26 protein-coding genes are annotated in these 25,380 nt (G+C 43.5%); 3 read left to right on the top strand and 23 right to left on the bottom strand.

Going from position 1 to position 25,380, the window contains the following annotated elements:
• Window positions 1-10: 10 nt before the first annotated feature.
• The 6 genes from rluF to trxA form a co-directional block, all read right to left on the bottom strand.
• Complete coding sequence (gene rluF, locus ND16A_RS10485; protein ID WP_081945545.1) at window positions 11-874, bottom strand: 23S rRNA pseudouridine(2604) synthase RluF; 864 nt, start codon at window positions 872-874, stop codon at window positions 11-13.
• A gap of 153 nt (window positions 875-1,027) precedes the next feature.
• Window positions 1,028-2,266, bottom strand: a complete 1,239-nt coding sequence (locus tag ND16A_RS10490) for a PDZ domain-containing protein (RefSeq protein ID WP_033077347.1) — start codon at window positions 2,264-2,266, stop codon at window positions 1,028-1,030.
• Window positions 2,267-2,282: 16 nt separating this feature from the next.
• The gene (locus tag ND16A_RS10495; protein WP_033077346.1) at window positions 2,283-2,879 is read right to left on the bottom strand and encodes a hypothetical protein; all 597 of its coding nucleotides are present in this window, start codon (window positions 2,877-2,879) and stop codon (window positions 2,283-2,285) included.
• Window positions 2,866-3,438 carry an RNA polymerase sigma factor gene (locus ND16A_RS10500; RefSeq protein ID WP_033077345.1) on the bottom strand — a complete coding sequence of 191 codons (573 nt, stop codon included), beginning with the start codon at window positions 3,436-3,438 and terminating at the stop codon, window positions 2,866-2,868. The genes ND16A_RS10495 and ND16A_RS10500 overlap by 14 nt, the downstream gene beginning before the upstream one ends.
• A 220-nt stretch (window positions 3,439-3,658) precedes the next feature.
• Window positions 3,659-4,918: a transcription termination factor Rho gene (rho, locus tag ND16A_RS10505; protein ID WP_033077344.1), complete on the bottom strand. Its 1,260-nt coding sequence runs from the start codon at window positions 4,916-4,918 to the stop codon at window positions 3,659-3,661.
• A 233-nt stretch (window positions 4,919-5,151) separates the two neighbouring features.
• Window positions 5,152-5,478 (bottom strand): thioredoxin TrxA, encoded by a 327-nt coding sequence (gene trxA / locus ND16A_RS10510; RefSeq protein ID WP_033077343.1) that lies wholly within the window; start codon window positions 5,476-5,478, stop codon window positions 5,152-5,154.
• Between the two features lie 309 nt (window positions 5,479-5,787).
• On the opposite strand from trxA, the gene rhlB reads away from it, so the two are divergent.
• Window positions 5,788-7,062, top strand: coding sequence for an ATP-dependent RNA helicase RhlB (rhlB, locus tag ND16A_RS10515; protein WP_033077342.1), 1,275 nt, complete (start codon window positions 5,788-5,790; stop codon window positions 7,060-7,062).
• A gap of 8 nt (window positions 7,063-7,070) precedes the next feature.
• Window positions 7,071-8,576 carry a Ppx/GppA phosphatase family protein gene (locus ND16A_RS10520; RefSeq protein ID WP_033077341.1) on the top strand — a complete coding sequence of 502 codons (1,506 nt, stop codon included), beginning with the start codon at window positions 7,071-7,073 and terminating at the stop codon, window positions 8,574-8,576.
• A 60-nt stretch (window positions 8,577-8,636) separates the two neighbouring features.
• On the opposite strand, the gene ND16A_RS10525 is transcribed toward ND16A_RS10520, so the two are convergent.
• The 7 genes from ND16A_RS10525 to tatA are packed head-to-tail and all read right to left on the bottom strand — an operon-like array spanning window position 8,637 to window position 13,294.
• Window positions 8,637-9,464, bottom strand: coding sequence for a DMT family transporter (locus ND16A_RS10525; RefSeq protein WP_268746311.1), 828 nt, complete (start codon window positions 9,462-9,464; stop codon window positions 8,637-8,639).
• Between the two features lie 59 nt (window positions 9,465-9,523).
• Entirely contained in the window at window positions 9,524-10,540 is a 1,017-nt protein-coding gene (gene hemB, locus ND16A_RS10530; RefSeq protein ID WP_033077339.1) for a porphobilinogen synthase, read from the bottom strand.
• Complete coding sequence (locus tag ND16A_RS10535) at window positions 10,537-11,334, bottom strand: TatD family hydrolase (RefSeq protein ID WP_033077338.1); 798 nt, start codon at window positions 11,332-11,334, stop codon at window positions 10,537-10,539. The genes hemB and ND16A_RS10535 overlap by 4 nt, the downstream gene beginning before the upstream one ends.
• A 9-nt stretch (window positions 11,335-11,343) precedes the next feature.
• Window positions 11,344-11,931, bottom strand: coding sequence for a hypothetical protein (locus ND16A_RS20200; protein WP_052073026.1), 588 nt, complete (start codon window positions 11,929-11,931; stop codon window positions 11,344-11,346).
• Window positions 11,924-12,697, bottom strand: a complete 774-nt coding sequence (gene tatC / locus ND16A_RS10540; protein WP_033077337.1) for a twin-arginine translocase subunit TatC — start codon at window positions 12,695-12,697, stop codon at window positions 11,924-11,926. The genes ND16A_RS20200 and tatC overlap by 8 nt, the downstream gene beginning before the upstream one ends.
• The gene (gene tatB / locus ND16A_RS10545) at window positions 12,687-13,034 is read right to left on the bottom strand and encodes a Sec-independent protein translocase protein TatB (RefSeq protein WP_033077336.1); all 348 of its coding nucleotides are present in this window, start codon (window positions 13,032-13,034) and stop codon (window positions 12,687-12,689) included. The genes tatC and tatB overlap by 11 nt, the downstream gene beginning before the upstream one ends.
• A 2-nt stretch (window positions 13,035-13,036) precedes the next feature.
• Complete coding sequence (gene tatA / locus ND16A_RS10550; protein ID WP_200880825.1) at window positions 13,037-13,294, bottom strand: Sec-independent protein translocase subunit TatA; 258 nt, start codon at window positions 13,292-13,294, stop codon at window positions 13,037-13,039.
• A gap of 225 nt (window positions 13,295-13,519) precedes the next feature.
• Here tatA and ND16A_RS10555 point away from each other — a divergent pair, with 225 nt between their 5' ends.
• Complete coding sequence (locus ND16A_RS10555) at window positions 13,520-14,482, top strand: hypothetical protein (RefSeq protein WP_152593849.1); 963 nt, start codon at window positions 13,520-13,522, stop codon at window positions 14,480-14,482.
• Window positions 14,483-14,534: 52 nt separating this feature from the next.
• Here the strand turns inward: ND16A_RS10555 and ubiB are convergent, their stop codons facing one another.
• The 10 genes from ubiB to ND16A_RS10600 all read right to left on the bottom strand — a co-directional run bounded on the left by ubiB (window position 14,535) and on the right by ND16A_RS10600 (window position 25,355).
• Window positions 14,535-16,172: a ubiquinone biosynthesis regulatory protein kinase UbiB gene (gene ubiB / locus ND16A_RS10560; protein WP_033077333.1), complete on the bottom strand. Its 1,638-nt coding sequence runs from the start codon at window positions 16,170-16,172 to the stop codon at window positions 14,535-14,537.
• The gene (locus ND16A_RS20195) at window positions 16,162-16,782 is read right to left on the bottom strand and encodes a ubiquinone biosynthesis accessory factor UbiJ (protein WP_160173500.1); all 621 of its coding nucleotides are present in this window, start codon (window positions 16,780-16,782) and stop codon (window positions 16,162-16,164) included. Before ND16A_RS20195 ends, ubiB begins: the two co-directional genes overlap by 11 nt.
• A 41-nt stretch (window positions 16,783-16,823) precedes the next feature.
• Window positions 16,824-17,579: a bifunctional demethylmenaquinone methyltransferase/2-methoxy-6-polyprenyl-1,4-benzoquinol methylase UbiE gene (ubiE, locus tag ND16A_RS10565; RefSeq protein ID WP_033077332.1), complete on the bottom strand. Its 756-nt coding sequence runs from the start codon at window positions 17,577-17,579 to the stop codon at window positions 16,824-16,826.
• A 174-nt stretch (window positions 17,580-17,753) separates the two neighbouring features.
• Entirely contained in the window at window positions 17,754-19,871 is a 2,118-nt protein-coding gene (gene recG, locus ND16A_RS10570) for an ATP-dependent DNA helicase RecG (protein WP_052073024.1), read from the bottom strand.
• On the bottom strand, window positions 19,871-20,581 hold the full coding sequence (gene trmH, locus ND16A_RS10575) for a tRNA (guanosine(18)-2'-O)-methyltransferase TrmH (RefSeq protein ID WP_033077331.1): 711 nt from the start codon (window positions 20,579-20,581) through the stop codon (window positions 19,871-19,873). The genes recG and trmH overlap by 1 nt, the downstream gene beginning before the upstream one ends.
• A 73-nt stretch (window positions 20,582-20,654) precedes the next feature.
• Window positions 20,655-21,044 (bottom strand): RidA family protein, encoded by a 390-nt coding sequence (locus ND16A_RS10580; RefSeq protein ID WP_033077330.1) that lies wholly within the window; start codon window positions 21,042-21,044, stop codon window positions 20,655-20,657.
• 87 nt (window positions 21,045-21,131) lie between these two features.
• Complete coding sequence (gene spoT, locus ND16A_RS10585) at window positions 21,132-23,249, bottom strand: bifunctional GTP diphosphokinase/guanosine-3',5'-bis pyrophosphate 3'-pyrophosphohydrolase (protein WP_033077329.1); 2,118 nt, start codon at window positions 23,247-23,249, stop codon at window positions 21,132-21,134.
• A gap of 181 nt (window positions 23,250-23,430) precedes the next feature.
• Complete coding sequence (rpoZ, locus tag ND16A_RS10590) at window positions 23,431-23,706, bottom strand: DNA-directed RNA polymerase subunit omega (RefSeq protein WP_033077328.1); 276 nt, start codon at window positions 23,704-23,706, stop codon at window positions 23,431-23,433.
• A 174-nt stretch (window positions 23,707-23,880) separates the two neighbouring features.
• Window positions 23,881-24,528 (bottom strand): guanylate kinase, encoded by a 648-nt coding sequence (gene gmk / locus ND16A_RS10595; protein ID WP_033077327.1) that lies wholly within the window; start codon window positions 24,526-24,528, stop codon window positions 23,881-23,883.
• Between the two features lie 95 nt (window positions 24,529-24,623).
• Window positions 24,624-25,355, bottom strand: a complete 732-nt coding sequence (locus ND16A_RS10600; RefSeq protein WP_152593848.1) for a hypothetical protein — start codon at window positions 25,353-25,355, stop codon at window positions 24,624-24,626.
• Window positions 25,356-25,380: the final 25 nt, after the last annotated feature.

Below are 25,380 nucleotides of genomic sequence, written 5' to 3'. Positions count from 1 at the left end.
CTATTAGAACTTATTTTTTACTCTTCAGGCTTAAGGTGCCAGTGGTGTTATCACTAGGGCCTTTAGTGTTCAACTCGGCTTCAATTTGCGCCCAGGGGTTTACTTTTTCATTTGGGTTCACTTTGCGATGATTTTCTGGCGCTGTTTTGGTTGAGCCGGCAACCGCATCGTTAATTTCTTTCATCTCTTGCGCGTTTAAATTGCGCCACTGACCAGGCTTTAAGTTGCCGATAGATATCGACATGATACGAGTTCTGGATAACTTGGTGACTTCATAACCTAAGTATTCACACATGCGGCGAATTTGCCGGTTGAGTCCTTGAGTTAATACAATTTTAAAGACAAACTTACCAACCATACTGACTTTACAAGGTTTGGTGATGGTGCCCAAAATAGGCACGCCACGGGCCATTCGCTGAAGGAAGCGTTCACTGATCGGTTGATCGACCGTTACCACATACTCTTTATCATGAGCATTCTCAGCACGCAGAATTTTATTCACAATATCGCCATCACTGGTTAAAAATATTAATCCTTCCGATGGTTTATCTAACCGGCCGATGGGGAATATACGTTCTTTGTGACCAATGGCATCGATAATATTGTCTCTAACATCAAGCTCGGTAGTACAGATAATGCCAATGGGTTTGTTATAAGCGAGGTAAACACGATCCGACTTATTTTCTGGCATTGCCGCAATAGCCTTGCCATCGACAGTAACAATATCATCAGGCAGTACTTTTGTGCCCAGCTCGGGCAAATGACCATTAATTTTAACTTTGCCTTGCTCAATTAGTTTATCGGCACCACGGCGTGAGCAATAGCCCGATTCACTGATAAATTTGTTGAGACGTTTACCGCTTTCGTTGTTCAATGACAGTTCCACTGGTTAGATCAATTATGTTAATGGTTATTATCGCTTAAAATGAACAGATAATCTGTAAAAATCAAATAATTTCCTTGCTGCGAAGCATTTAATGAATCAATTTAATAAATGCTATATTGTCATTAGACTTCGCCATAACGATTAATTATTTGTGAGCAATTGATTTAGGTTTGCCAGCCTTTGATCTAAGTCACTGCAGTATCTGCGACCTCTTTTGGCCTCACCCACAACATGACTGAAACCGGTGATATAACTGCTTTTTATTTTGATATCGCTAGCAGAATTAACATATTTGTTAATATTTCCTTTACCGATTAATTCACCGATCAATTCTTTATATTTTTCCGCTTCCCCTGTTTTAGATAAATCGGTTCTTGCTTTAATATGTGCGTCGTAACATTTTGCGGCCTGCACCGCGATGTCTTCGCGTAATTCATTAACATTCAGTTCAGCATCGAGCACAGTGCCGGAACATTGTTTTTCAGAAACATGCCATACCTTTGGCTGCCAGTATTGTTGCGATACTGTTTTTAAGCGATGTTCTTTGATGAATTCGGCGGCGAGACGATAACTTTTATTGGCCTCAATGGTGACGATGAATTCTTTTGCCGAGACAATGCCTTTGCTTCTTTTAACTCTGGGGTCGGTAATGAGTTCATGTACTTTGATTAAATGTTTGCCCGGTTTCAGCACAAATTTTTCCTTTGATTGCCGCATATTTTGGCCATCGATGGAAACGATATATGCCGGGTATAAATCTTTTGTTTGCGGTGGGGTCATGAACAGTGATATTTCACCACAGCTGTTTTTATTAATTGCGGAAGTTGAATTTACTGCGGTTAATTCAGCTATCTTGGTGCCAATACTAAGGTTAATCGCCGGAATGTACTCTGGGGTTACCGGGATTTGTATTTGTTTAGTTTTTCCGTTAGATATAACCTCCAAAGTCAGCACTTGTGAGCTATTTAGCTGAGTTAGTTGGCTGATCGCTTGTGCTGAAGTTTGTTCATTTACTGGCATGGCATTGATGGCTGTGATTTGATCATCAACTAATAAGCCAGTCTTGGCGGCTATGCCTTGCGGGGTCATCGATAAAACCTGAAAGCCGGATTTTGGATTTTGCGTATCTAACACTAAGCCTAATCGAAATTGATGTTCCGCCGGTATGGCAACCGAGTAGGAAAAATCACTCATCTCATTGCCCGCCTTGCGTTCGAGTTTACTTACCGAAAACATTGTGGCTTTAATTTGTTGTTCCATTTCCATTAACAACTGTTTTGATTCTTTACTGTACTCTGGCTCTTGTGCTGCGGCATAACCGCTGCTGGTTAATACTAAGCTGAACACAAAGCTTAACAATAATATTGAAAATAGTTTCATTAACATCTCCTGGTTTCTATATTGAGATAACATGCATCGGCATAGGTTTTAGCGCGGTTTCGATGATCTGCTTACGCCGTAACCATAATTGTTTTTTGTCGTTGTCCGGTCTATTTTGTAAATAAGCCTGTTGCAATTTTTTATCGATCACCACCAATTGATAGTGAACTTGCTCAACATCAAGCCCTAATGGCGCATCGGCCTTTATCAATGCTTCTAATTGTTGTTGTAGCTGATTGCTTTCTTGTATCCAGGAGGACAGCATTTTGCCTTCATCATTAGGTTGGCGCTCTACGTTGGTAATATTGAGCAGTGGCAGAATCAGCAAAGCAAGCAAGGTTGCGGCTAAGGCAAAACTGCTATAACGCCATAGACTTGCCTGCTTTTTAACTTTTGCGATGCCAGCCGTCTGTTGATCTTGCTGTTCCTGTTGAGAAAGAGTCTGTTCAATTTTCTGCCAACTCATCGCAAGATCCGGCATTTTCGGTGGTTGTTTGAGCTGTTGCCTAACACTTTGCAAAACCGCAGCTCTTTGTTTACACACCGCACATCCTTGTAGGTGCAGATTGGACTCCGTGGTTAATTGCAGTAATTGCTGATCACTTAAATGCATTATTTAACTCCTGCTTTAACGCTCTTTGTTTTAATGATTTATAAGCTCGGCTTAGTGTTACTTTTGAAAAGCTGGCCGATTTATTGAAGAATACGCCAATTTCATTATGACTAAAGCCTTCTACTTCGTGCAGAAACAATACTGCCCGGCTGGTAACCGATAAATCCTGAGTGAGTTGTTCAAGCGCAATACAAGACTCTAACCAGTTGAAATCAAATAAATCATTGCTTGCTGTTTGCGCAAGTTCTTCATCACTTGTGCGGCCTAACTTAGTTTCCAACTTTATTTTGTCAATGGCTTCTCGCACGACTATTTGTCGTAGCCAACCGGCAAACGGCCCTTGTAAGCGATACTGTTGAATTTTTCTGAACACTTTAATGAATGATTCTTGTACCACTTCCTGAGCTAATGCTTCCTGCCCCGTGACCCGCCAGGCTAACGCATAACAAGCGCCGGAATAAGTCTGGTAGATCGCCTCAAAAGCATTGATGTTTCCTGCTTTTGCCTGCGTTAATAAATCAACGCTGATCTCTACACTAAAGCCAGATTTAAATGACATACTTGCTCAATATTTATTGTTGTTATCTTAATAGACTACAGCAGCTGGAAAACGGTTACATATAATTTAATAAATTAACTTTTCATCGAATTTAGGCATAAAAAAACCCGACATTCGCCGGGTTTCAACTACACTGCTTGTACCTTGTACCTTGTACCTTGTACCTTGTACCTTGTACCTTGTATCTTGTACCTAATTCCATTCAGGTTGTTCGGTGCAATTATTTCCGTCGCATCGAGTCGAAGAATTCGTTGTTGGTTTTGGTCATCGACAGTTTATCAATCATGAATTCCATCGCATCAATCTCGCCCATCTCATGGACGATTTTACGTAGAATCCACATTTTCTGTAGCTCATCTTGCTTGGTCAGTAACTCTTCACGACGGGTACCTGAGCGGTTGTAGTGAATGGCAGGGAAAACACGTTTCTCGGAAATTTTGCGAGAAAGGTGCAATTCCATATTACCGGTGCCTTTAAACTCTTCGTAGATCACTTCATCCATTTTCGAGCCAGTATCGACAAGTGCGGTGGCGATAATGGTTAAGCTACCACCTTCTTCAATGTTACGAGCCGCACCGAAGAAACGTTTTGGACGATGTAGGGCATTGGCATCTACACCACCGGTTAATATTTTACCTGACGATGGAATTACCGTGTTATACGCTCGCGCCAGACGGGTGATTGAATCAAGTAAAATAACCACATCTTTTTTGTGCTCAGTTAAGCGTTTCGCTTTTTCGATCACCATTTCAGCCACTTGTACGTGACGACTGGCTGGCTCATCAAAGGTTGACGCCACTACTTCACCTTTTACCAGGCGCTGCATCTCGGTAACCTCTTCCGGACGTTCATCAATAAGCAATACCATTAATTCACATTCAGGATGGTTGTGGGCGATACTTTGCGCAATATTTTGCAATAATAGCGTTTTACCCGCTTTTGGCGGTGCCACAATCAAGCCACGTTGGCCTTTACCAATAGGAGAGGCTAAATCCAATACCCGGGCGGTAATATCTTCCGTACTGCCGTTACCACGTTCCATGGTAAGGCGTTCATCAGGGTGTACTGGAGTGAGGTTTTCGAAAAGAATTTTGTTGCGCGAGTTTTCTGGTCTGTCAAAGTTAACTTCATTAACTTTTAACAGGGCAAAGTAGCGCTCGCCGTCTTTTGGTGGGCGAATTTTACCAAATACGCTATCACCGGTTCGCAAACTAAAGCGTCTTATTTGGCTAGGCGATACATAAATATCATCAGGACCGGCTAAATATGAAGAATCTGCCGAGCGCAAGAAACCAAATCCATCTTGTAATATTTCCAGTACGCCACCACCAAAAATATCTTCGCCGCTTTTCGCGTGCGCTTTTAAAATGGCAAAAATTACGTCTTGCTTACGGGTACGGGCTAAATGTTCAAGCTTCATTGATTCAGCGAGTTTGATTAGTTCGCCAATAGATTTATCTTTGAGTTCGATTAGGTTCATATGATGGGTCTTTGTGATTTTTTATTAAGTAGTATTGCTTAGTGTTAATTAGCTAAAATTTTTTGCGTGAACTGGTTGAACAACGAGTTCAAACGAAAAGGCTTAAGAAATGCTTAGTTATGATTGTTTAAGTTAGCACTAAATTTACCTTTGGTAAAGTCAGAGCTTAATTATCGTACTTTTTTTATGGTATTAAAAGCAAAAGGTCGGCAAATGCCGACCTTTTGTAACAATTAAAGATTCGCTTCGAGGAATTCTTTTAATTGGTTTTTAGAAAGTGCGCCTACTTTGGTGTCGGCAACTGCACCGTCTTTAAATAATAACAATGTTGGAATACCACGAATACCATATTTCGGTGGGGTGCCAGCATTTTGGTCGATATTTAATTTGGCAACGGTAACTTTACCGTCATATTCTTCAGCAATTTCTGAAAGAATAGGAGCAATCATTTTACAAGGACCACACCATTCTGCCCAAAAGTCTACTAAAACCGGGGCTGAAGCATTGATTACATCAGCATCAAAGCTGTCATCTGTTAGCTGAACAATTTTATCGCTCATTTTTCTCTCCGTTAAATTGGCTAAATGCCACAATATGTTGCATGTTATCTATCTTGGGACTTATTGCAAGTAATACAAGTCAATATCGCCGCTAAATTTAGATTATTTTATAACTGATTTATATAACATAGTCATAAGGTATTTTTTTTGCTAAATACCTTAGTGTTAAGCAATTGTTGCCAGTTAAACAGCCAAATCAAAACATATTTTTTGATTGTTGCAAAAATTACTTGTTCGCGATTAATTTTTTATTGGGAGAAAATAAGATATTACTTAATACCCCTGGCTTAAAGTGTTACCCTATCGGCTATGAAAAAATCACATTTAACCGAAACCAAATTTTCCGCTCTTGGGCTTGCTCCGCAAGTAGTGACCGGACTCGAAGCCATGGGCTTTCAATACTGTACAGAGATTCAGGAAAAATCATTACCAATATTACTATCAGGTAAAGATATTGCTGGTCAGGCGCAAACGGGTGAAGGCAAAACGATCGCCTTTCTTGCTGCGACTTTTCACCATTTATTGACTAATAGCAAAGGTGACAGCTCGCAACCTCGCGCTATCATTATGGCGCCGACGCGTGAGTTGGCGATTCAAATTCATAATGATGCGAAAGAGATGGCGAAAAGCACGGGCTTGCGTCTTGGTGTTGTTTATGGCGGCGAAGGCTATGAGTCACAACGACAAACACTGCAAAGCGGTGTCGATATCCTTATCGGTACTTGTGGCCGCTTAATCGATTATTTAAAGCAGGGTATTTATCAGCTAAATAATATTGAAGCCGTGGTCTTAGATGAAGCCGATCGTATGTTCGATTTAGGTTTTATTAACGATATTCGTTTCATGTTTCGCCGTATGCCGGCGGCAAAAGACCGTTTAAACATGTTGTATTCAGCAACATTATCATTTCGGGTGAAAGAACTGGCATTTGAGCACATGAATGATCCGGAAAGCGTTGAAGTTGCGCCCGAGCAAAAAACCAACGTACGCATTAGCGAAGAGTTATTTTATCCGTCCAATGAAGATAAAATGACGTTACTGCAAACCATCATTGAAGAAGAATGGCCAGATAAAGCAATTATTTTCGCCAACACCAAACATGTTTGTGAAAAAGTCTATTCACATCTCGCGGCCGATCAACATCGTGTTGGTTTGTTAACCGGAGATGTGGCACAGAACAAACGTATTAAGATTTTAGACAACTTTACCAAAGGTAATTTGGACTTCCTGGTAGCAACTGACGTTGCCGCACGTGGCCTGCATATTCCTAGTGTTACCCATGTGTTTAACTACGATTTACCCGATGATTGTGAAGATTACGTGCATCGTATCGGTCGTACCGGCCGCGCAGGCGCTTCGGGTCATGCGATAAGTTTTGCTTGTGAAGATTCAGTGTTTAATCTACCTGCCATTGAAGACTATATTGAACATAGTTTACCGGTAAGTAAATACGATCCTGATGCCTTGCTAACCGATTTACCGAAACCTAAATATAAGCCGCGCCGCCATCAGCCAAATAGTCGTGGTAAAGGTGGACGTTCAGGTGGTAATCGTGCTCCGCGTCGCTCGCATCACTCGAGGTAAACGCGTTAATGAGTGCAAGCCTACCATCTTGCCCACCACCGCTATATGCGGTTATTGATTTAGGCTCTAATTCGTTTCACATGTTAATCTCTCGCCTGGTCGCCGATAGCGTCCAGGTGGTGGATAAAGTGAAACGTAAGGTACGCTTGGCCTCAGGCTTAGATGACGAGAATGTTCTCGATCAAAAAGCCATGGCACGGGGTTGGGAATGTTTAAGCTTTTTTGCTGAACGTCTACAAGATATCCCGGCCGAAAACATCAAAATTGTCGCCACCGCAACCCTGCGGCTGGCGGTTAATTCCGCAGTGTTTATCAGCAAAGCGGAAGCTATCCTTAAGCATAAAATTCACCTGATCTCCGGCATTGAAGAAGCCCATAATATTTATTTAGGCGTGGCCCATACCACCAGCGGGGTCGATAAACGTTTGGTGATTGATATTGGCGGCGCCAGTACTGAGCTGATTGCCGGTTCCGGTTTTGAGGTGATACAAGCCTGCTCCCTGGATATGGGCTGTGTCACCTTTAATAATCAATTTTTTGCTGATGGCGTGTTGAGTCAACGTGGTTTCGATAATGCCGTTAGCACCGCCGCAGCAATTCTAAAAAGTCAACAACAAGTCTATCAGGCGATTGGTTGGGATATTGCGCTTGGGGTCTCCGGGACGTTGCAAGCGGTGGCCGAAGTGCTTACTGCACAAGGCAAGTTACAACGGATCACGTTAGCCAATCTTACTGACATACGGCAACAAGTTATTCACTGCCAACATATCGATAAGTTGAATATTGTTGGTTTGGAAGCTGAACGTAAACCGGTGTTTGTTGCAGGCGTGGCAATATTAACGGCGATCTTTACCAGCTTTTCAATAACACAGGTACACCTTGCCGGTGGCGCGATTCGAGAAGGCCTGCTTTATGAATTATTACCAAATATGCGCAATGTTGATATTCGGCAACGCACCTTAACTGGCCTCATCGAACGCTTTAGTATTGATGAACGTCATGCGTTTCGGGTGGCAAGTATCGCCGAGGAAACCTTCGCGCAATTACGCGATAGCTGGCAATTAACCGATGAGTTAGCAATGCTGTTGCAGTCAGCCTGTGTGTTGCATGAAATTGGCTTGTCACTTGAGTACAAAGGTAATAAAAAACACGCTGAATATATTCTCGATAATGCCGACATCGCCGGCTTTTCAAATGCCGAACGAAAATTGCTGATTGCCCTGGTGGCAAATTATAAAACCGATGTTAATCAGCAAGTGTTAGATAAACAAAGTCTGATCAGTAAGCAACAAGCAATCTATGCTATCTTTATCTTGCGTATAGCCGTCATTTTGGCGAAACGTCGTCGTGATGATGTTATGCCTGACTTCACCATTGGCGGCATTGACAATGCCATTGAATTAACTCTTCCTAAGACTTTCTTAAGTAAACACCCACTCATTTCTGCGGAACTTAAACAAGAAATGACGGATATCAGTGAGCTTGGTTTAATACTTACCATAATCCCCAGCTAAGAAAAAAGTAACCTGAGTTAAGGGGCATTCGCTTGAGTGTTACCCCAATCGCTGAGTGACTCATTTCTTATGCCGGTTGCTATTAGCTGACCAGACACTGGCGGTTAGTACCAGCAGCCCGCCAGCGAAAATCGCTACTGTCATGGTTTCATTGAGTAGCAGATACGCGGCAAAAATACCGTATACCGGCTCTAACGATACGGCAATACTTACCGTAAACGCCGGAATAGTTTTTAGTGAAAACAACAATAACGTATGGGCGAGTGCCGTAAATACCACTCCCAGTAATGCTAAAACAAGCAGTTCATTGAGGCTGGGAATTATTTGATAGGTAAATAATAATGGCAGCAGCCAGCTTGCAGCATATAAATTTTGCCAGAAGGCGATACGCTCTGGCTTCATGTTTTGCACATATTGGCGATTAAACACGGTGAGTAAGGCGAAACTCAGTGCTGAAAACAGACCGATGAGTACCGCATTAACATTGCTGAGATTTGCTTGTTCCCCAGGCAGCACCAGATAAATACCGGCCAGACAAAGTAATGCTTGTGCGACAAACACCAGTGTGATTTTCTGCTGACCGAAAAAATAGCTGATAACGCCGACAAACATTGGAAAACAGGCGAACGTTAACAGTCCTAAAGTGACACTGCTAATTTGAATAACATAGAAAAAACTCCACCAGTGCAGCGCTAACAGTAAGCCACTGGCAAGTAATTTGTAATGATAGTTTCTTGGCAGATGCAGGGCGATAGCGCGGTACCGACAAAAGCCATAAATGGCGAGTGCGGCAAACAAGCTGCGGCCTATCACGATATATATTGCCGGCAAACTTAGCCATTTGGCAAATAAAGCACACAAGGCAAACAACAACACCGCAATATGCAGTGCCAGTAGGGCACTGGATTGTGCTTTACTGATTGATATTACGGTGTTTTTGCTAATGGTTATGACTCTTCTTTTAACCAGCGAGCTACTCGTTTGGCAAAGTAAGTTAAAATACCATCGGCACCGGCACGTTTAAATGCTAATAAACCTTCCATAACGCAAGGCTTTTCTGCCAGCCAGCCATTTTGTATGGCGGCCATGTGCATGGCGTACTCACCACTTACCTGATAGGCATAAGTGGGAACCTGAAAATTATCCTTAACTCTACGAACAATATCCAAATATGGCATGCCCGGTTTCACCATGACCATGTCGGCACCCTCATAAATGTCCTGGGCAATTTCATGCAAGGCTTCGTCAGAATTCGCCGGATCCATTTGGTATGAATATTTATTACCGCCTTTAATATTGCTAGCCGAGCCCACCGCATCGCGAAATGGCCCGTAATAATTGGACGCGTATTTGGCCGAATAAGCCAGAATTTTGGTATTCACGAAACCTTGTTGTTCTAACTCTTGTCGAATCGCCCCGACTCGGCCATCCATCATGTCTGATGGTGCAACCACATCGGCTCCGGCTTTGGCATGGGATAACGCCTGCTTCACCAATATTTCTTTAGTCACTTCGTTTAACACATAACCTTCATCATCAATGATGCCATCCTGGCCATGGGTGGTAAACGGATCTAAGGCGACATCGGTGATCACCCCTAACTGTGGAAACTTTTCCTTTAGTGCACGTACGGCACGTTGGGCCAGGCCATCATCGTTATAGGCTTCTTCAGCCAATAAAGACTTTTGATCTAATGGCGTTACCGGAAACAGGGCGATAGCAGGTATTCCCAAAGCGACTAATTCTTCTGCCTCAATCAATAATAAATCTATACTTTTGCGCTCAACACCTGGCATAGAGGCAATTTGTTCCACCTGGTTTTCACCTTCAAGTACAAATACCGGATAAATTAAATCATTGACGGTCAGTTGATTTTCCGCCATTAATCGACGAGAAAAATCATCTTTGCGCATGCGGCGCATTCTACGGGCCGGGTATTGGCCAAATTGCTGGTTGTTATTCATCGTATCTCCTGGCCAGCAAATGCAAAAAGTCGTTCGGCATTGTTGCTGGTATGCATAATTAATTCATCTTCATCAACATTCATTGCTTTGGCCAACGTGGTGGCAACAAAGGGTAAATATTTGGGTTCGTTACGAGAGCTTTTCGGTTTTGGCCTGATCGTTCTCGGGGTTAAATACGGGGCATCGGTTTCAATCATCACTCGATCGAGGGGAATATAGCGGGCGATATCGAATAATTCCTGACCACGCCGTTCATCACAAATCCAGCCAGTAATGCCAATATGCAAGCCCATATCGAGGCAAGCTTTTAACTCAGTTAAATTACCGGTAAAACAATGGCTGACACCGCCAGGCAAGGTGTGAATATGCTCGCTTAATATCGATTGCCAGGTGGCGAACGCATCACGTTGATGTAAAAATACGGGTAGGGAAACTTGTCCTGCCAAGACAAGTTGCTCAGCAAACACTCGTTGCTGATTTTCTGGCGTAGAAAAATTACGATTAAAATCTAAACCGCATTCGCCAATGGCTTTCACTTTTTCGTGGTGGGCGAGGGCGCGTAAATGATCGAGATAGTCAGCAGACACCTGGTCAGCATCATGTGGGTGAACACCAGCAGTACTGTAAAGATTCGAATAATGCTCACACAAGGCTACGGCTTGCTGGCTTTCACTAACATTGGTACCGGTAATTAATAGCGATCTTACGCCGACATCGTTAGCCTGCTTAATGACATCAGCTCGGTCTTTATCAAATCGTGAATTGGTAAGATTTACTCCAATATCAATTAACAATGGCTTGTCCTAGTTTAAACGTTTTACTTTCACCGTACGGTTAGAGTCCTTAGGTTTAAGCAAAAACGAGTTGAACACCCCCCGGCTGATAATCACTTGCTGATCTTTCTTAAACTTCATTCGTTCTGGTGAAATGGTTACCCATCTTTGACCGTTAGCGAATGACAATGTCCATTTACCATGAACCGATTTTTTTACCTTGGTTATGGTATAGCTAATTTCATCTGTAGCGAGCTCTGCCTCGCTTTTTTTATGCTCCAAACCGAAGCCCTGTTCAATCTCTTTTTGTTGATTGTCGTTGGCCAACTTAGGCGCTTGGCTCTTCGCCACCGGAGGTACGGCACCAGCAATAAGTTCGGTTTCGGGCGGGGTAGAAGACAATACAAACGGCTCTGGCACATCCTCTGTATTCGAGTGGATTACGGGCTTGTTTACCGTAACCACACTGTTTTGAGCTGCAATGTAGGTATCGAAGCATTGCAAGCGTTTGTCATCTTCATTGATTTGGCTACAAGCTTGCAGGCTCGGGTCAACGGCGGCAAGGCTACTAATAGCGGGGATTAATAAAATCAATCCGGTGAATAACGATTTAACCATTGTCAATTTGCTCTTCTTCTTCTTTTTCATCATCGCTGCGACTATAAAATGACGCTAAAATGACACCAGCCTCAAATAACAGCCACATTGGAATGGCCAATAAGGTTTGCGAAATGATATCCGGGGGGGTTAATAACATGCCAATGACGAAAACCCCAACGACCACATAGGGTCTTTTTTCTCTGAGTTTTGCCGGTGTGGTAAACCCAGTCCAGCACATTAAAATAATGGCAATGGGAATTTCAAAAGCGGCACCAAAGGCGAAAAATAATTTTAGGACAAAATCCAGATAACTGGAAATATCGGTGGCAATGACCACGCCTTCGGGCGCAACGCTGCTAAAAAAGGCAAAGGCCAGTGGAAACACCACGAAATAGGCGAAAGCGATACCACCATAGAACAGAAAACTGGATCCGAACAGTAATGGCGCCACTAAGCGCTTTTCATTTTTATACAAACCCGGGGCGATAAAACTCCACACCTGATACAAGATATAGGGCATGGCGAGAAATATCGATACCACCAGAGTAAGTTTGAATGGTGCAAAAAATGGTGAAGCAACGTCGGTTGCTATCATGTTGCTGCCTTCAGGCATAACCGACATTAATGGCTGCGCCAGATATTGATAGATATCCTGAGCAAAATAAGCCAGTGAGATAAAAATGAGTAAAATGCTTAACACCATAGAAAGAAAGCGGCTACGCAATTCTAATAAATGATCAAACAAAGACGAGCCACCGGTAGTGGTAGAGGTTTTACTTGTCATTTTTCACTTCACTTTCTGTTACTTTAGGAGTGCTATCTGTATCTTTTGCATATGGCCGATTGGCTTGCTCGGCAGCCGCTTTTAAACTGTCCACCGATTCTTGCAGTTCTGGTGCCAGGTTTTTTAGCCCTTGTTGTTCTGCTTTTTTCAAATTATCGTGCAACTCATGAATCCGTAATTCTTCTTTTAATTCCGTTTGCACGGTATTACTAAATTGCTTGACGTTGCGCACCCAGCCACGAATTGTTCTTATTGCCGTCGGCAAACGCTCCGGGCCCAATACGATCAGACCCATTACCGCAATAATGGTTAATTCCCAAAAACCAATATCAAACATAGTTACGCCTGATCTTTTTCTTTCGTTTTAGTGCTTTGGTCAGTGCTTTGTTCAGCGCTTTGCTGTTTCTGATCCAATTGCTCTGGCTCTTTATCTACTTCTTTATCGGCTGCTTTATCGTCACCTATTGCTTTTTTAAAGCCCTTTACGGCTGAGCCTAGATCACCACCAATATTACGCAATTTTTTAGTACCGAATAATAAAACGATAATTGCGAATACGATTAATAACTGCCAAATGCTGATGCCGCCCATAAAAATTCCTTAAATCAATAAATATTGTAAATGCTATGTAATATAGTGCTAGCTGGATTATATCAAGATACAGAGGTTTTTGCTCATGATCTAGATTAAAGTTTACCAATTTAATAAACATTTTATATTGATTTTTTTGTTATTTATCTTGATGCTTATACTTAGGAATGATCGACCGATAATTTTAGCCTGCAAAGTTGCAGATTATGGATAGCTATTAAGGACTTACTATTGCTTAGAAATCTATTTTTACTGATCATGCTGCACAGTTTCAGCAGCTTTGCCAGTGAGGAGGAGAGCAAGGAAATGGGGGAAACCATTATTGTTCACCCGAATCCTGAAGATGATTGGCTGTTTGGCTTTCACGATACCATCAGTGATTCGGTATTTGGCAGCGCCGTATGGTTTGATAAATTTTTTGCCACCGACGAAGATGAAGAGTTGCTGCCAGAAACATTAGCGAGAATACGTTTAGGCTATGAACCAAGAGCCCGAGAGTTCGATGTGTTTAGCCAGCGCTTTCGTTTACGCCTAAGGCTGCCGCATTTAGAAAATAAAGTCGATTTGATCCTCACCGATGAAGAGGATGGTGAGGACACTGATCAAATAGAAGCAAGCCGAACGTTAACCGGCGACAGTCTCGACGACTCATTTACGGCAGCGATCCGGGTGGTAAATGTCGATAAGTTCTCTAAATTTGTCGATAGTCGTATCGGTATCTCTGGCGGTGATATATTCGCCAAAGTTCGCGCTAAGTTCCAATCGGATTCTCCGCAAATTCATGTTTTCAAATTTCAACCATCAATATTTTACTACCTCGACGATGGCTTCGGTACTCGCTTGTTTTTTGAATACGATTATAATTTTGCGGAACAGCAACAGTTTCGCGCAAACTACAGTATTCGTACATCAGAAGCGTTTGACGGTTATCGTTGGCGTAATGGCTATTACTATTTGCAACAACACGACCGATATACGGCAACCGCATTAGGCTTCGTGGTAAAAGGTGAGGACAATGGTGACAACGGCTATGAAGTAGAAAACTACACGCTAAGCTATCGCTATCGGGTGAATACCTACCGTCGCTGGCTCTATTTTGAAATAGAGCCGTTTATTGAATGGCCAGAAGATCAAAGTTACAAAACAACTCCCGGCATCGCCCTGCGGGTAGAAGGGTACTTTAAAGATAACTAATGCCTGGCTTAATCCAGGCTCGAGTACACTCAACCGAGTCTGGGTGCAGCTGTTATTTTTTGATGGCTAAGCCGAAACACAGTAACGCAGGCAATAACAGCGACACTGACATCACCGTCTGATCATCGGTATGCAACAAGATTGCGCCAATAAACAACGTAGCGGCGAAGATAGAATAGGTTAAGCGTTGATGCTGTTTTTGTTGCTGTTGTTGTAGCTGCGCTAATAAGGTCTGTTGCGCCAGTGCCGACTCTTTACCCATTTTTAAATAGTCATAGACCAAATTGGGTAATTCAGGCAGCTTTTCTGACCAAAATGGCAAGTTGTCTTTAACCGAATTGAATAGCGCCTTTGGTCCCATTTGTTGTTTTACCCAATCTTCTAAAAATGGCTTGGCGGTTTTCCAAAGATCAAGCTGTGGGTAGAGCTGTCGACCTAATCCTTCGATATAGAGCAAGGTTTTTTGCAGTAAGACCAATTGCGGCTGCACTTCCATATTAAAGCGGCGGGCGGTATTGAATAAATTCACCAGCACCTGGCCAAAGGAAATTTCCGCTAATGGCTTTTCAAAAATCGGTTCGCAGACGGTGCGAATGGCAAATTCAAATTCATCGACACTGGTGTTGGCCGGTACCCAGCCAGAATCCACGTGCAACTGCGCCACTTTGTGATAATCGCGGTTGAAAAAGGCGACGAAATTCTCCGCCAAATAGCGCTTGTCTTCTTTATTGAGGGTGCCAACAATACCGCAATCTATGGCGATCCAGGTTGGATCTTGTGGATCTGTGGCATCAACAAAGACATTGCCCGGGTGCATGTCGGCATGAAAGAAACTGTCACGAAACACTTGCGTGAAAAACACTTCAACGCCGCGTTCAGCCAATAGCTGCATATTGACGCCCTGATTATTGAGCTCGGCGATGTCACCAACGCCGATGCCGTAAATTCGCTCCATCACCATGACGTTCTTGTAACAAAACTCACTGTGTACTTCCGGTACATACAACACTTTGTCATCAACAAAGTTACGATTCAGTTGAATGGCGTTAGCCGTTTCACGCAATAAATCTAATTCATCGGTGATGGTTTTGCGATATTCCGCAACCACCTCAACCGGACGCAGGCGTTTGCCTTGCGAATAAAAGCGGCTGACCAGACTAGCAAAGGTGTGCATCACTTTTAAATCGGCGTTAATTATACGCTCAATTTTCGGGCGAATGACTTTTATCACGACCTCTTGCTGCTGTTGCTCAGCGTTACTGCCATTAACATAAGTCGCAGTATGTACTTGCGCGATGGAGGCAGATGCCAGCGGCGTGCTGTCAAAATCTATAAAGTGCTGATTGAATAACTCTTCGCCCATGGCGTCAATAATAATGGCTTTTGCTTGTTCGCCGTCGAACGCTTCTACTTGATCTTGCAGTTGCGCTAACTCCGCCGCAAGTTCGGGAGATAACAAATCTCTGCGGGTTGAGAGCATTTGTCCAAATTTGATAAATACCGGGCCCAGCGCTTCTATTGCCAAACGAAACCTGCGCTCTATCGGTTGGTTTTTATGCTTATTGCGTAACCAAAATAAACTGAATCGAGCAATTTTTGCGATCAATGGCGTTTTTTTAGCGGGTAATAATTCATCTAAACCGTAATTGAGAAAGGTTTTTACGATTTGATAAAGACGTCTACTGCGCACCTGTTTTCCCTATCTTGCTGGCTATGATATTTAATTGTTGTAATAAATCATCAGTTTGTCGCGCTGTTGCGGCCACCTGCTGATTAAAATGATTAATTTCCGTATCGCTGACGATAATGCGTTGTTCATGCAGCAAATATTCACTGGCATCGTGGCTGATTTGGTTTTTGGCAAATTCAACTTTATCGACGATATCCTTAGTTAATTTGCCTAATTTGTACGCCGGCAGATCACCGATTCGTGCGGCGAGTTGCTGCTCCCAGTCAATGTTCAACTGTTCACTGATATTGGCAAATTGCTGTGCCAGCTTCGGGTCGCCAATAATATCGAGCTCGCCAGACTTGATAAGACTGGTTAACAATTCTGGTTGTTTAAGCTTAGGTAAGGTCTTTACATTGGTTTGAATTAGGCAATCGCTGGAAAGTTTACTGGCCAGAACGGTGACGACGTTTTGATTGACCAGCAAGGTAATAGGAAAGTCCAGCTCTGACAATAACAGCGTCAGGCTTTTATTATCCAGGGCGTTCAACTGCGGCTCGATATGCTGATCAAGACTCAGCGCTTTGTTGATTATAATTTCCAATAACGCCGTTAGTGCCTGTTTTGGCATTAACATATTTGCAAACAGTGAATTAGCCATGCTCATAAAGGTTAAAATTTATAGCCTTTATGCAAAGCAACAATACCACCGGTCAAATTGTGGTAAGACGTTTGTTCAAAACCGGCGTCATCCATCATCGACTTTAACGTTTCTTGATCTGGGTGCATACGAATTGATTCCGCCAGATACTGATAGCTTTCACCATCTTTGGCGACAAACTCGCCCATTTTGGGCAAAATATTGAACGAATAAAAATCGTAGGCTTTATTGAGTAACTCATGCTCTGGCTTAGAAAACTCCAATACCAGCAAACGACCCCCCGGTTTTAACACGCGAAAAATTGACCGTAACGCCTTGTCTTTATCGGTAACATTACGCAAACCAAAAGCGATGGTAACAATATCAAAACTGTTATCTTCAAACGGTAAGGCTTCCGCATTGGCTTGTACGTAATCGACATTTGCCACTATGCCCAAATCGCGCAATTTATCACGACCAACATTGAGCATTGACGAATTGATATCGGCCAACACCACTTTGCCTTGTGGGCCGGTAAGTTTGGAGAACTTTGCCGTTAAATCGCCAGTACCACCAGCCAGATCTAAGATCGCGTTACCTGGGCGCACGCCACTGGCATCGATAGTAAATCGTTTCCATAAACGGTGGACACCGAATGACATTAAGTCGTTCATCACATCGTATTGTTTAGCAACCGAATGAAAAACACCGGCAACCATAGACTCTTTGTCGTCAGCTTTTACCGTTTTATAGCCAAAATGGGTAGTATCATTTTTCTCAGTTGTCATCTTCTTTATTGCCGTGTTGAATGTTATATACCAAGTTGATTAAATATCTGTTCATTTTAATCAACTCGGTATTAATGATTTATAGGCTTAGTTTACTGCATTGCGCCGCACCGGAGCAAATTAATTGGCTTAATGATTGTTTGATATTATTTCAAATCAATAAATTAACCGTTCCTATGCATTTGAATATTTTTCTTTATTGCCGAGCCAGCGATTGATCAATGCCTCGGCTTTATCAGGACTTTGTCGCCAGAGCAAATAGGCTTGCTGTTGAATTTCGGCGATCAAATCGGCATCCCGTAATAAATCGGCAATTTTCAAATCGGCCAAACCGGTTTGTTTGGTACCGAGCAGTTCCCCGGGGCCACGAATTTCCAGATCCCGTTGCGCAATTAAAAAACCATCGTTCGACTCTCGCAATACCCCAAGTCGTTTGGTGGCTGTTTTTGATAATGGGCTTTTATACATCAGCACACAGTGTGACGCGATAGAACCTCGTCCGACCCGACCTCGTAACTGATGCAATTGTGCGAGGCCAAGGCGCTCCGGGTTTTCAATAATCATCAAACTGGCATTAGGCACATCGACCCCAACTTCGATGACGGTCGTGGCGACCAGTAAATGAATATCGCCGGCTTTAAATGCATCCATCACTTCTTGTTTCTCGGCGGGTTTCATGCGGCCATGCACCAAGCCAACTTTCAAATCTCCGAGTTGGGCTTGCAAATAGCTGGCGGTATCTTCAGCGGCCTGACATTCAAGCACTTCCGATTCTTCGATTAAGGTACATACCCAATAAGCCTGGCGGTTTTCACTCAGGCAATTCACTTTCACCCTCTCGATCACATCCTCACGGCGTATATCAGAGACGGCTACGGTTTTAATCGGCGTTCTACCCGGCGGCAATTCATCAATAATCGAGGTATCTAAATCGGCGTAAGCGGTCATTGCCAAGGTTCGCGGAATGGGCGTTGCCGTCATAATTAACTGATGCGGGTAACAGTCGCCTATTTTGCCTTTTTCTCTAAGTTCCAGGCGTTGATGCACGCCAAAGCGGTGCTGCTCATCAATGATCAGCAGCGCCATATTGTGAAACTCGACTTGTTGCTGAAACAAGGCGTGGGTGCCAATCACCATTTGCATGCTGCCATCGCGAATGGCGCCCAGTGCATGCTTTTTCACCGAGGCTTTACTCTTACTGGCGAGCCAGCCTACCTGAATGCCAAGCGGGGTGAACCAGTTGGCAAAATTGATGGCATGTTGTTCGGCCAATATTTCGGTGGGGGCCATTAATGCCACCTGATAGCCCTGGCCAATAGCGGTTAATGCGGCTAAGCCGGCAACTAAGGTTTTGCCAGAGCCAACATCCCCCTGTACTAAGCGCATCATCGGTATGTTGTTATCAAGATCAGTCCGTAATTCAGCCACCACCCGTTGTTGCGCATTGGTGGGGGAAAATGGCAGACTGGTCAAAAATTGTTGTTCAAGCTTGTTGTCTATGACTAATGGAATGGCCGGGTGCTTATCACTCGATTGTCGCAGTTTTAGCATGCTCAGGTTATGGGCGAGTAATTCTTCTTTGATTAAACGCAATTGCGCCGGGTGCTTACCTTCTTCTAATTGTGCGATAGAAACATCAGGAGTAGGCCGATGCAAGGTTATTAACGCCTGAGTTAAACTCACTGGTTCGGCAAAAAAATCATCAGGCAACAACTCTTCAACCTGGCCACGCTGCAGGCGCATTAGCGCTTGTTCTGAAATGTTACGCAAGCTGATTTGCCGTAACCCGTCGGTCGTAGGGTAGATAGGCGTTAACGTTTCTTCCAGCGCCGGTGCATTAATATCACCTTCCACTTTTTTATATTCAGGATGAATGATTTCAAAGCCGCGGCCGCCACGTTGAATTTCGCCAAAGCAACGAATACGGGTGCCAACACTTAGGTTGTTTTTTTGCGCCGCGGAAAAATGAAAAAAGCGGAGTGTTAATTCGCCACTGCCATCATTAATGCGCACCAGAAGCATGCGGCGGCGGCCCTGTTGGATTTGATTGTCGACCACTTCACCAATAATACCGGTATGAATGCCTGGCATTAAATCGCGGATCATATATACCCGGGTTTTGTCTTCGTACCTTAATGGCAGATGAAACAGAACATCTTGCAGGGTATTTACGCCAATCTTTTTTAACTTTGCGCTAACGCCAGGACCAACGCCTTTGAGCACAGTCACTGGCGTATTTGCCAAGTTGTCTAAAGTGCTCTGTTGCAATCCTTGCGCTATCGCTACTGTCATTACTCGTCGATGTCCTGCCAGGCTTCTTTGCTCATTTGCATTTTTTGCCACCACGCATCACTGGCAACAATTTCGCCGTCATCGTCAATTTCAGGGTAGGGCAAGCCTTTACGCTTACAGGCTTTGGCAAAAATGGGGTGACCACCTTCAAACAATACCCGGTTACGTTGTTCAGGAGTAACCGCTGAAGGAGTATCGTACATACCGGCGAATTGCCGTTGACGTTGCGCTTCATAAAGAGTGACTGCACAGGCGACCGACACGTTTAGTGATTGCACCATGCCAACCATAGGAATAACGATGTCTTGATCCGCCATGGCCAATGCTTCATCGGAAGCGCCAAATTTTTCCTGGCCGAGAATGATCGCCGTTGGTTTGGTGTAATCGATTTCACGAAAATCTACTGCGGTTTCAGACAAGTTGGTCACCAGCACTTGCATGCCTTGTTCTTTTAACCGGCAGATGGCGTCTTTGGTATTGTCGTAATTGTGGACGTTTACCCAGTTTTGTGAGCCAACGGCACTGCCGCCGCCAACACGCATTCTTTCACTTTTCCATACCGCATGCACATCATTCACCCCAATCGCATCACAGGTACGTACTACCGCTGCCAAATTGTGAGGTTTGTGCACGCCTTCCATGCAAACGGTTAAATCTACCTGGCGCTTATTGAGCATTTCGAGAATGCGCTGATGTCTTTCTGGGGTCATAATTATTTCTCTAAATACAGTTAACCGAGCCTATGTGCAGATTGTAAATTATCAGACTAGGCCCAATACGCAGTTAATTGATGCTTGGCAATTCCATGATACCGTCAATTTCTATTGCGACACCTTTCGGCAACTGGCTTACGCCAATGGCAGCACGCGCTGGATAAGGCTGGCTGAAATAACGACTCATGATTTCATTTACCGTGGCGAAATGGGTTAAATCAAGCATGAAAATATTCACTTTTACCATGTCATTAATGTTGCCGCCAGCGGCTTCACAAACGGCCACTAAATTCTTAAAAACTTGCTCGGCTTGTTCGGCAAAATCACCACTTACCACTTCCATGGTGTCAGCAATTAATGGGATTTGTCCGGACAGGTAAACCGTATTGTTTACCTTCACGGCCTGGCTGTATGTCCCTATTGCACTCGGTGCATCGTTGGTTTCAATAATCGTTTTCATTTGCTTTTCTCAATTAAATTTAATTTTATTTTCTTAATTTGGTTTTCAATATTTAACCAATCGCTAAATATCTTTAGCATTTATCTATTACTTTCTTGGCCTGATCACCCGTTGTACATCGGGCATGATTTTAATTTTACGAATGATGTTGGCAATATGAATACGATCGCGACAAGTCACCTCTAAACTGATTAAATATAAATTTGAATCTTTTTCTTCGGTGTTCAGCGTGCGGATATGCGAATCAGTTTTGGTGATCACTGAGGTCAGTTGTGATAGCACCCCTTGATGATTGATGATTTCAACCCGCAGCGCGGCGATAAATTCTTTATCGATGTCTTTATCCCATTTTACCGGGAAGAATTTGCCTAATTCTTTTTCTCTACCGCCAATATTGCGACAGCCCTGTTGGTGTACCATTAAGCCCTTGCCTGAGCTGATGTAGGCAACTATTGTGTCCCCGGGAATTGGATGACAACATTTACCGTAGGTTACCAGCATACCCTCAGAGCCTTTAATTGGCATTTTTGCCTTACCGTAACTTGGCTCCGGGCTATCGCTGGTAAATTCGCCGGTGAGTCGGCGGGCAACGCCAATGCTCAAGGCATTACCCAAGCCAATGTTCACCAGGAGTTCATCCAGATTTTGATAGCCGTTTTCAGATACCACGTCTTTTACCAGAGCAGTATCAATGTCTTCAAGTTTTGCTTGTCCCAGCGCATGGGTTAATAACCGTTTACCTAAGCTCAGAGATTCATTTTGCTCCATCGAACGCAGGTAGTTTCGAATTTGTAAACGCGCCTTGGCGGTGACCACAAAGTTTAACCAGGTTGCATTTGGACGGGCACCAACGGAAGTGATCACTTCAATGGTTTGCCCTGACAGTAACGGCTTTCTTAATGGGTAAGGTTTGCGTTCTACTTTTGCGCCGACACAACTGTTGCCGACATCGGTATGGACAGCATAAGCAAAATCTACCGAAGTCGCGCCCATAGGGAGTTCAATGATTTTACCGTCCGGAGTAAATACGTAGATTTCTTCCGGGAACATGTCCGACTTTACGTTTTCAATAAATTCAAAAGAACTACCGGCACTTTGCTGTAATTCCATCAAACTTTGCATCCACTTACGGGCTCGGGCCTGTGCCGCAGAGCCGGAGACTTCATCGCCTTTTTGTTTGTAAATCCAATGGGCAGCTACCCCTTTGTCGGCCATTTCATCCATCTCATTGGTACGAATTTGAATTTCTACCGGGATACCATGCGGGCCAATTAACGAGGTATGCAATGACTGATAACCGTTGGATTTGGGAATGGCGATATAATCTTTAAAGCGGGTTTCAATCGGTTTGAATAAATTATGCACGACACCGAGAGCGCGGTAGCAGGTATCAAATCTGTCATCGACAATAATTCGAAATGCATAAATATCCATCACTTCGTTGAACATCAATTCTTTATTGAGCATTTTTTTATAAATCGAATATAAATGTTTTTCTCTGCCGATAATTTGTGCTTCAATGCCGGATTCTGCTAACCGGGTAGAAATTTCATCACGAATGTTATCGATAATTTCTTTGCGATTGCCACGAGCCTGGCTAACGGCTGCTTTAAGGGCACGTGAGCGCATCGGATACAGCCCCTCAAAACCGAGTACTTCTAACTCGTTTTTAATGCCATGTATGCCTAATCGATTGGCTATTGGCGCGTATATTTCCAGCGTTTCACGAGAAATACGGCGACGCTTTTCCGGTCGCAATGAGCCTAAGGTACGCATGTTATGGGTACGGTCGGCAAGTTTTATCAGGATCACCCGGATGTCTTGCACCATCGCCATGATCATTTTACGGAAGTTTTCCGCCTGCATTTCTTGCTTATTGCTAAAGCTTAGCTTGTCGAGCTTACTCACCCCTTCTACCAGTTCGGCTATGGTGCTGCCAAACAACTCGGCTAATTCATCGCCGGTAACTTCGGTATCTTCAATAACATCGTGCAACAATGCCGCCATCAAGGTTTCATGATCAAGATGCATATCGGCAAGATTACGAGCGACGGCGACTGGATGAGTAATGTAAGGATCACCACTTGAGCGCATTTGCCCGTCATGGGCATCAAAAGCGACAACATAAGCTTGTTTTAACAGGCTTATGTGCTCTGCAGACAGGTAGGTTTCTGCTTGTTTCTTTAAAGGTTCAAAAAGGTACACCTAATGCTCCGACTGCTGAGTAATTTGGGATGTTATAGCCTGAATTCGGAGTGTTGAGCAATCGCTGCTTATCCCGATTTCAGCTTATCTAATCTTAGAATATCTTTAAATGCAAAGAAAGCCAATGACTTGCGTCATTGGCTTTCTGTTTTTATCTGATGTTTAGCTAAAAAGCTAACAATTAGCTTTGATTACCAACAATAGCAGCAACGGCTGCAAGTTCAGCAGATTCTTGTTGAACCTGTTCTTGGCGATCAGCATTGTCCATGACGTCAGAGTCGATTAAACCTGCTTCGATTTCACGAAGCGCCAGTACGGTAGGCTTATCATTTTCAATATCAACTAATGCGTCTTTACCGCCTGTGGCGATTTGACGGGCACGACGTGATGCGATAAGCACCAAATCAAAACGATTACCAACTTTATCAACTGCATCTTCAACAGTAACGCGAGCCATTTAACTACTCCATAGAACAAAAATTTTAATAAGGTATATAAATAAGGTATATAACCGTGGCGCCTAAAAGCTGTTTTCAAACGACACAATCGCACAGTTTACTAAATGCTTAAACTTTATGCTAGCCATTAATGGCAACAACGGGATCTTTTCTGCTCATTTCACCGTTATTTGTTACTTTTCGGCAGAATTCATCTCGGCGCTGACCAGTTGAGCAAACAAATCCTGATGTTTCGCGGCTTGTTGTGACTGTTTTAGTCGTTGATTGTTAATGATGGTGTTCAACTCATTAACGGCAACAGCAAAGTCATTATTGATCACGATGTAATCAAACTCCTGGTAATGTGAGCACTCAGACTCTGCTTGCTCCATCCGCTGACGAATGGTTTCTTCACTGTCTTGTCCACGGTTGCGTAGGCGGCTTTCTAATTCTGCCCGGCTCGGTGGACAAATAAAAATCGTTGTTACCTGAGGTTTTTTTAGCCGTACTTGCTGCGCTCCTTGCCAGTCGATATCGAGGAACACATCAATACCCTGGGCCAGCTGATTATCAATGGCCGACTCCGAGGTGCCATAATAATTGCCGAACACTTCCGCCCATTCATAGAATGCACCATCGCTGATTAATTTTTTAAATTCGTCAACACTAACAAAATGGTAATGAACACCGTTTACTTCCCCCGGGCGCGGGGCGCGGGTAGTGTGCGATACGGAAACCTGCAACTGACGTGAGTTATCTTGACCCAGTAATTCATTGATTAAACTAGATTTTCCTGCGCCACTTGGCGCCGATAAGATAAATAAATTGCCTGATACTGTCACAAGAACTCCAAAATAATCAACGTTATAAATACCGCCCAAGGCGAATAAGGTCGCTATTCTACCCGAAATTGACTGTGGTAAGAATATTTTTAAGGTTAAATTGGTGTGATTCGTTTTTGAAACAGTTGCTGATAGTACACATCATTTTCTTCGGCTAATTGTTTTTGTGCCTTGGTAAGTTTTATTTCAGCTAGTGAGTAGGGCGCAAAAGCACTCGATGCTTCGACATTTTCATACCAATGTTTGGCCCAAACGCCATCACTGGCGCGTTTACCCTTTGGCCAGGCAAGCATGTTCTGATCAAAGGCAATGTTTAGGCGTTGGCAAAGCTTGGTTAATATTGCTTCAGGGTTTTGTAACACATCTTTGCTGTCGATGATTGGAATGTCTTGTCCGGTGAGCTCACTGAGCTGTTGATAAAGCTTGAACTGCCTTTTGATGCCGATATTTTCAGAGTTCACCGACGGCATTTTTTTCACATAAGAATTGATAATAAACCGTGGATCACGAATTAAGAAGCAATGTTGCAGTGCTTTGCACCAGGTTAAGTCGACCTCGTCGAGCATATGATGGGACATTTGTTTTTGGTAATAAATCTCTCGCGTACAGGCACTCGTTGTTAACTGTTGGGCAACGTCTTGCCAGTTATTCGGCTGACTACTCAATATTTCATCTGTCATCGGGTGGACAGCGTTACTGGCCGCTAAGTAGTAGGCATAAAAAGGTTCATCGATCACTTGTGTGTCGTCTCTATTTTCCCAGGAGCGCATCATCGCGGTAGAAATATTTCTTGGCCCTGACCACATCGCCAGTCGTATTGTCATCATTTATCCTCGTCACTGATAATTAAAT

This window comes from Thalassotalea sp. ND16A, from assembly GCF_000764205.1.
Taxonomy (GTDB): Bacteria; Pseudomonadota; Gammaproteobacteria; order Enterobacterales; family Alteromonadaceae; genus Thalassotalea_A.
This window is presented reverse-complemented; position numbering and strand designations above follow the sequence as displayed.

Excerpts from the sequence above, each read along its gene's own strand:
- rpoZ (WP_033077328.1), bottom strand. The coding sequence starts at position 23,706 with ATGGCTCGCGTTACTGTTGAAGATGCAGTTGATAAAGTTGGTAATCGT.
- ND16A_RS10500 (WP_033077345.1), bottom strand. The coding sequence starts at position 3,438 with ATGTCATTTAAATCTGGCTTTAGTGTAGAGATCAGCGTTGATTTATTA.
- trxA (WP_033077343.1), bottom strand. The coding sequence starts at position 5,478 with ATGAGCGATAAAATTGTTCAGCTAACAGATGACAGCTTTGATGCTGAT.
- recG (WP_052073024.1), bottom strand. The coding sequence starts at position 19,871 with ATGACAGTAGCGATAGCGCAAGGATTGCAACAGAGCACTTTAGACAAC.
- ND16A_RS10600 (WP_152593848.1), bottom strand. The coding sequence starts at position 25,355 with ATGATGACAATACGACTGGCGATGTGGTCAGGGCCAAGAAATATTTCT.
- ND16A_RS10580 (WP_033077330.1), bottom strand. The coding sequence starts at position 21,044 with ATGAAAACGATTATTGAAACCAACGATGCACCGAGTGCAATAGGGACA.
- rhlB (WP_033077342.1), top strand. The coding sequence starts at position 5,788 with ATGAAAAAATCACATTTAACCGAAACCAAATTTTCCGCTCTTGGGCTT.
- rho (WP_033077344.1), bottom strand. The coding sequence starts at position 4,918 with ATGAACCTAATCGAACTCAAAGATAAATCTATTGGCGAACTAATCAAA.
- trmH (WP_033077331.1), bottom strand. The coding sequence starts at position 20,581 with ATGACCCCAGAAAGACATCAGCGCATTCTCGAAATGCTCAATAAGCGC.
- ND16A_RS20200 (WP_052073026.1), bottom strand. The coding sequence starts at position 11,931 with ATGGTTAAATCGTTATTCACCGGATTGATTTTATTAATCCCCGCTATT.
- tatB (WP_033077336.1), bottom strand. The coding sequence starts at position 13,034 with ATGTTTGATATTGGTTTTTGGGAATTAACCATTATTGCGGTAATGGGT.
- hemB (WP_033077339.1), bottom strand. The coding sequence starts at position 10,540 with ATGAATAACAACCAGCAATTTGGCCAATACCCGGCCCGTAGAATGCGC.
- ND16A_RS10520 (WP_033077341.1), top strand. The coding sequence starts at position 7,071 with ATGAGTGCAAGCCTACCATCTTGCCCACCACCGCTATATGCGGTTATT.
- ND16A_RS20195 (WP_160173500.1), bottom strand. The coding sequence starts at position 16,782 with ATGCCAAAACAGGCACTAACGGCGTTATTGGAAATTATAATCAACAAA.
- ND16A_RS10490 (WP_033077347.1), bottom strand. The coding sequence starts at position 2,266 with ATGAAACTATTTTCAATATTATTGTTAAGCTTTGTGTTCAGCTTAGTA.
- ubiE (WP_033077332.1), bottom strand. The coding sequence starts at position 17,579 with ATGACAACTGAGAAAAATGATACTACCCATTTTGGCTATAAAACGGTA.
- tatC (WP_033077337.1), bottom strand. The coding sequence starts at position 12,697 with ATGACAAGTAAAACCTCTACCACTACCGGTGGCTCGTCTTTGTTTGAT.
- ND16A_RS10495 (WP_033077346.1), bottom strand. The coding sequence starts at position 2,879 with ATGCATTTAAGTGATCAGCAATTACTGCAATTAACCACGGAGTCCAAT.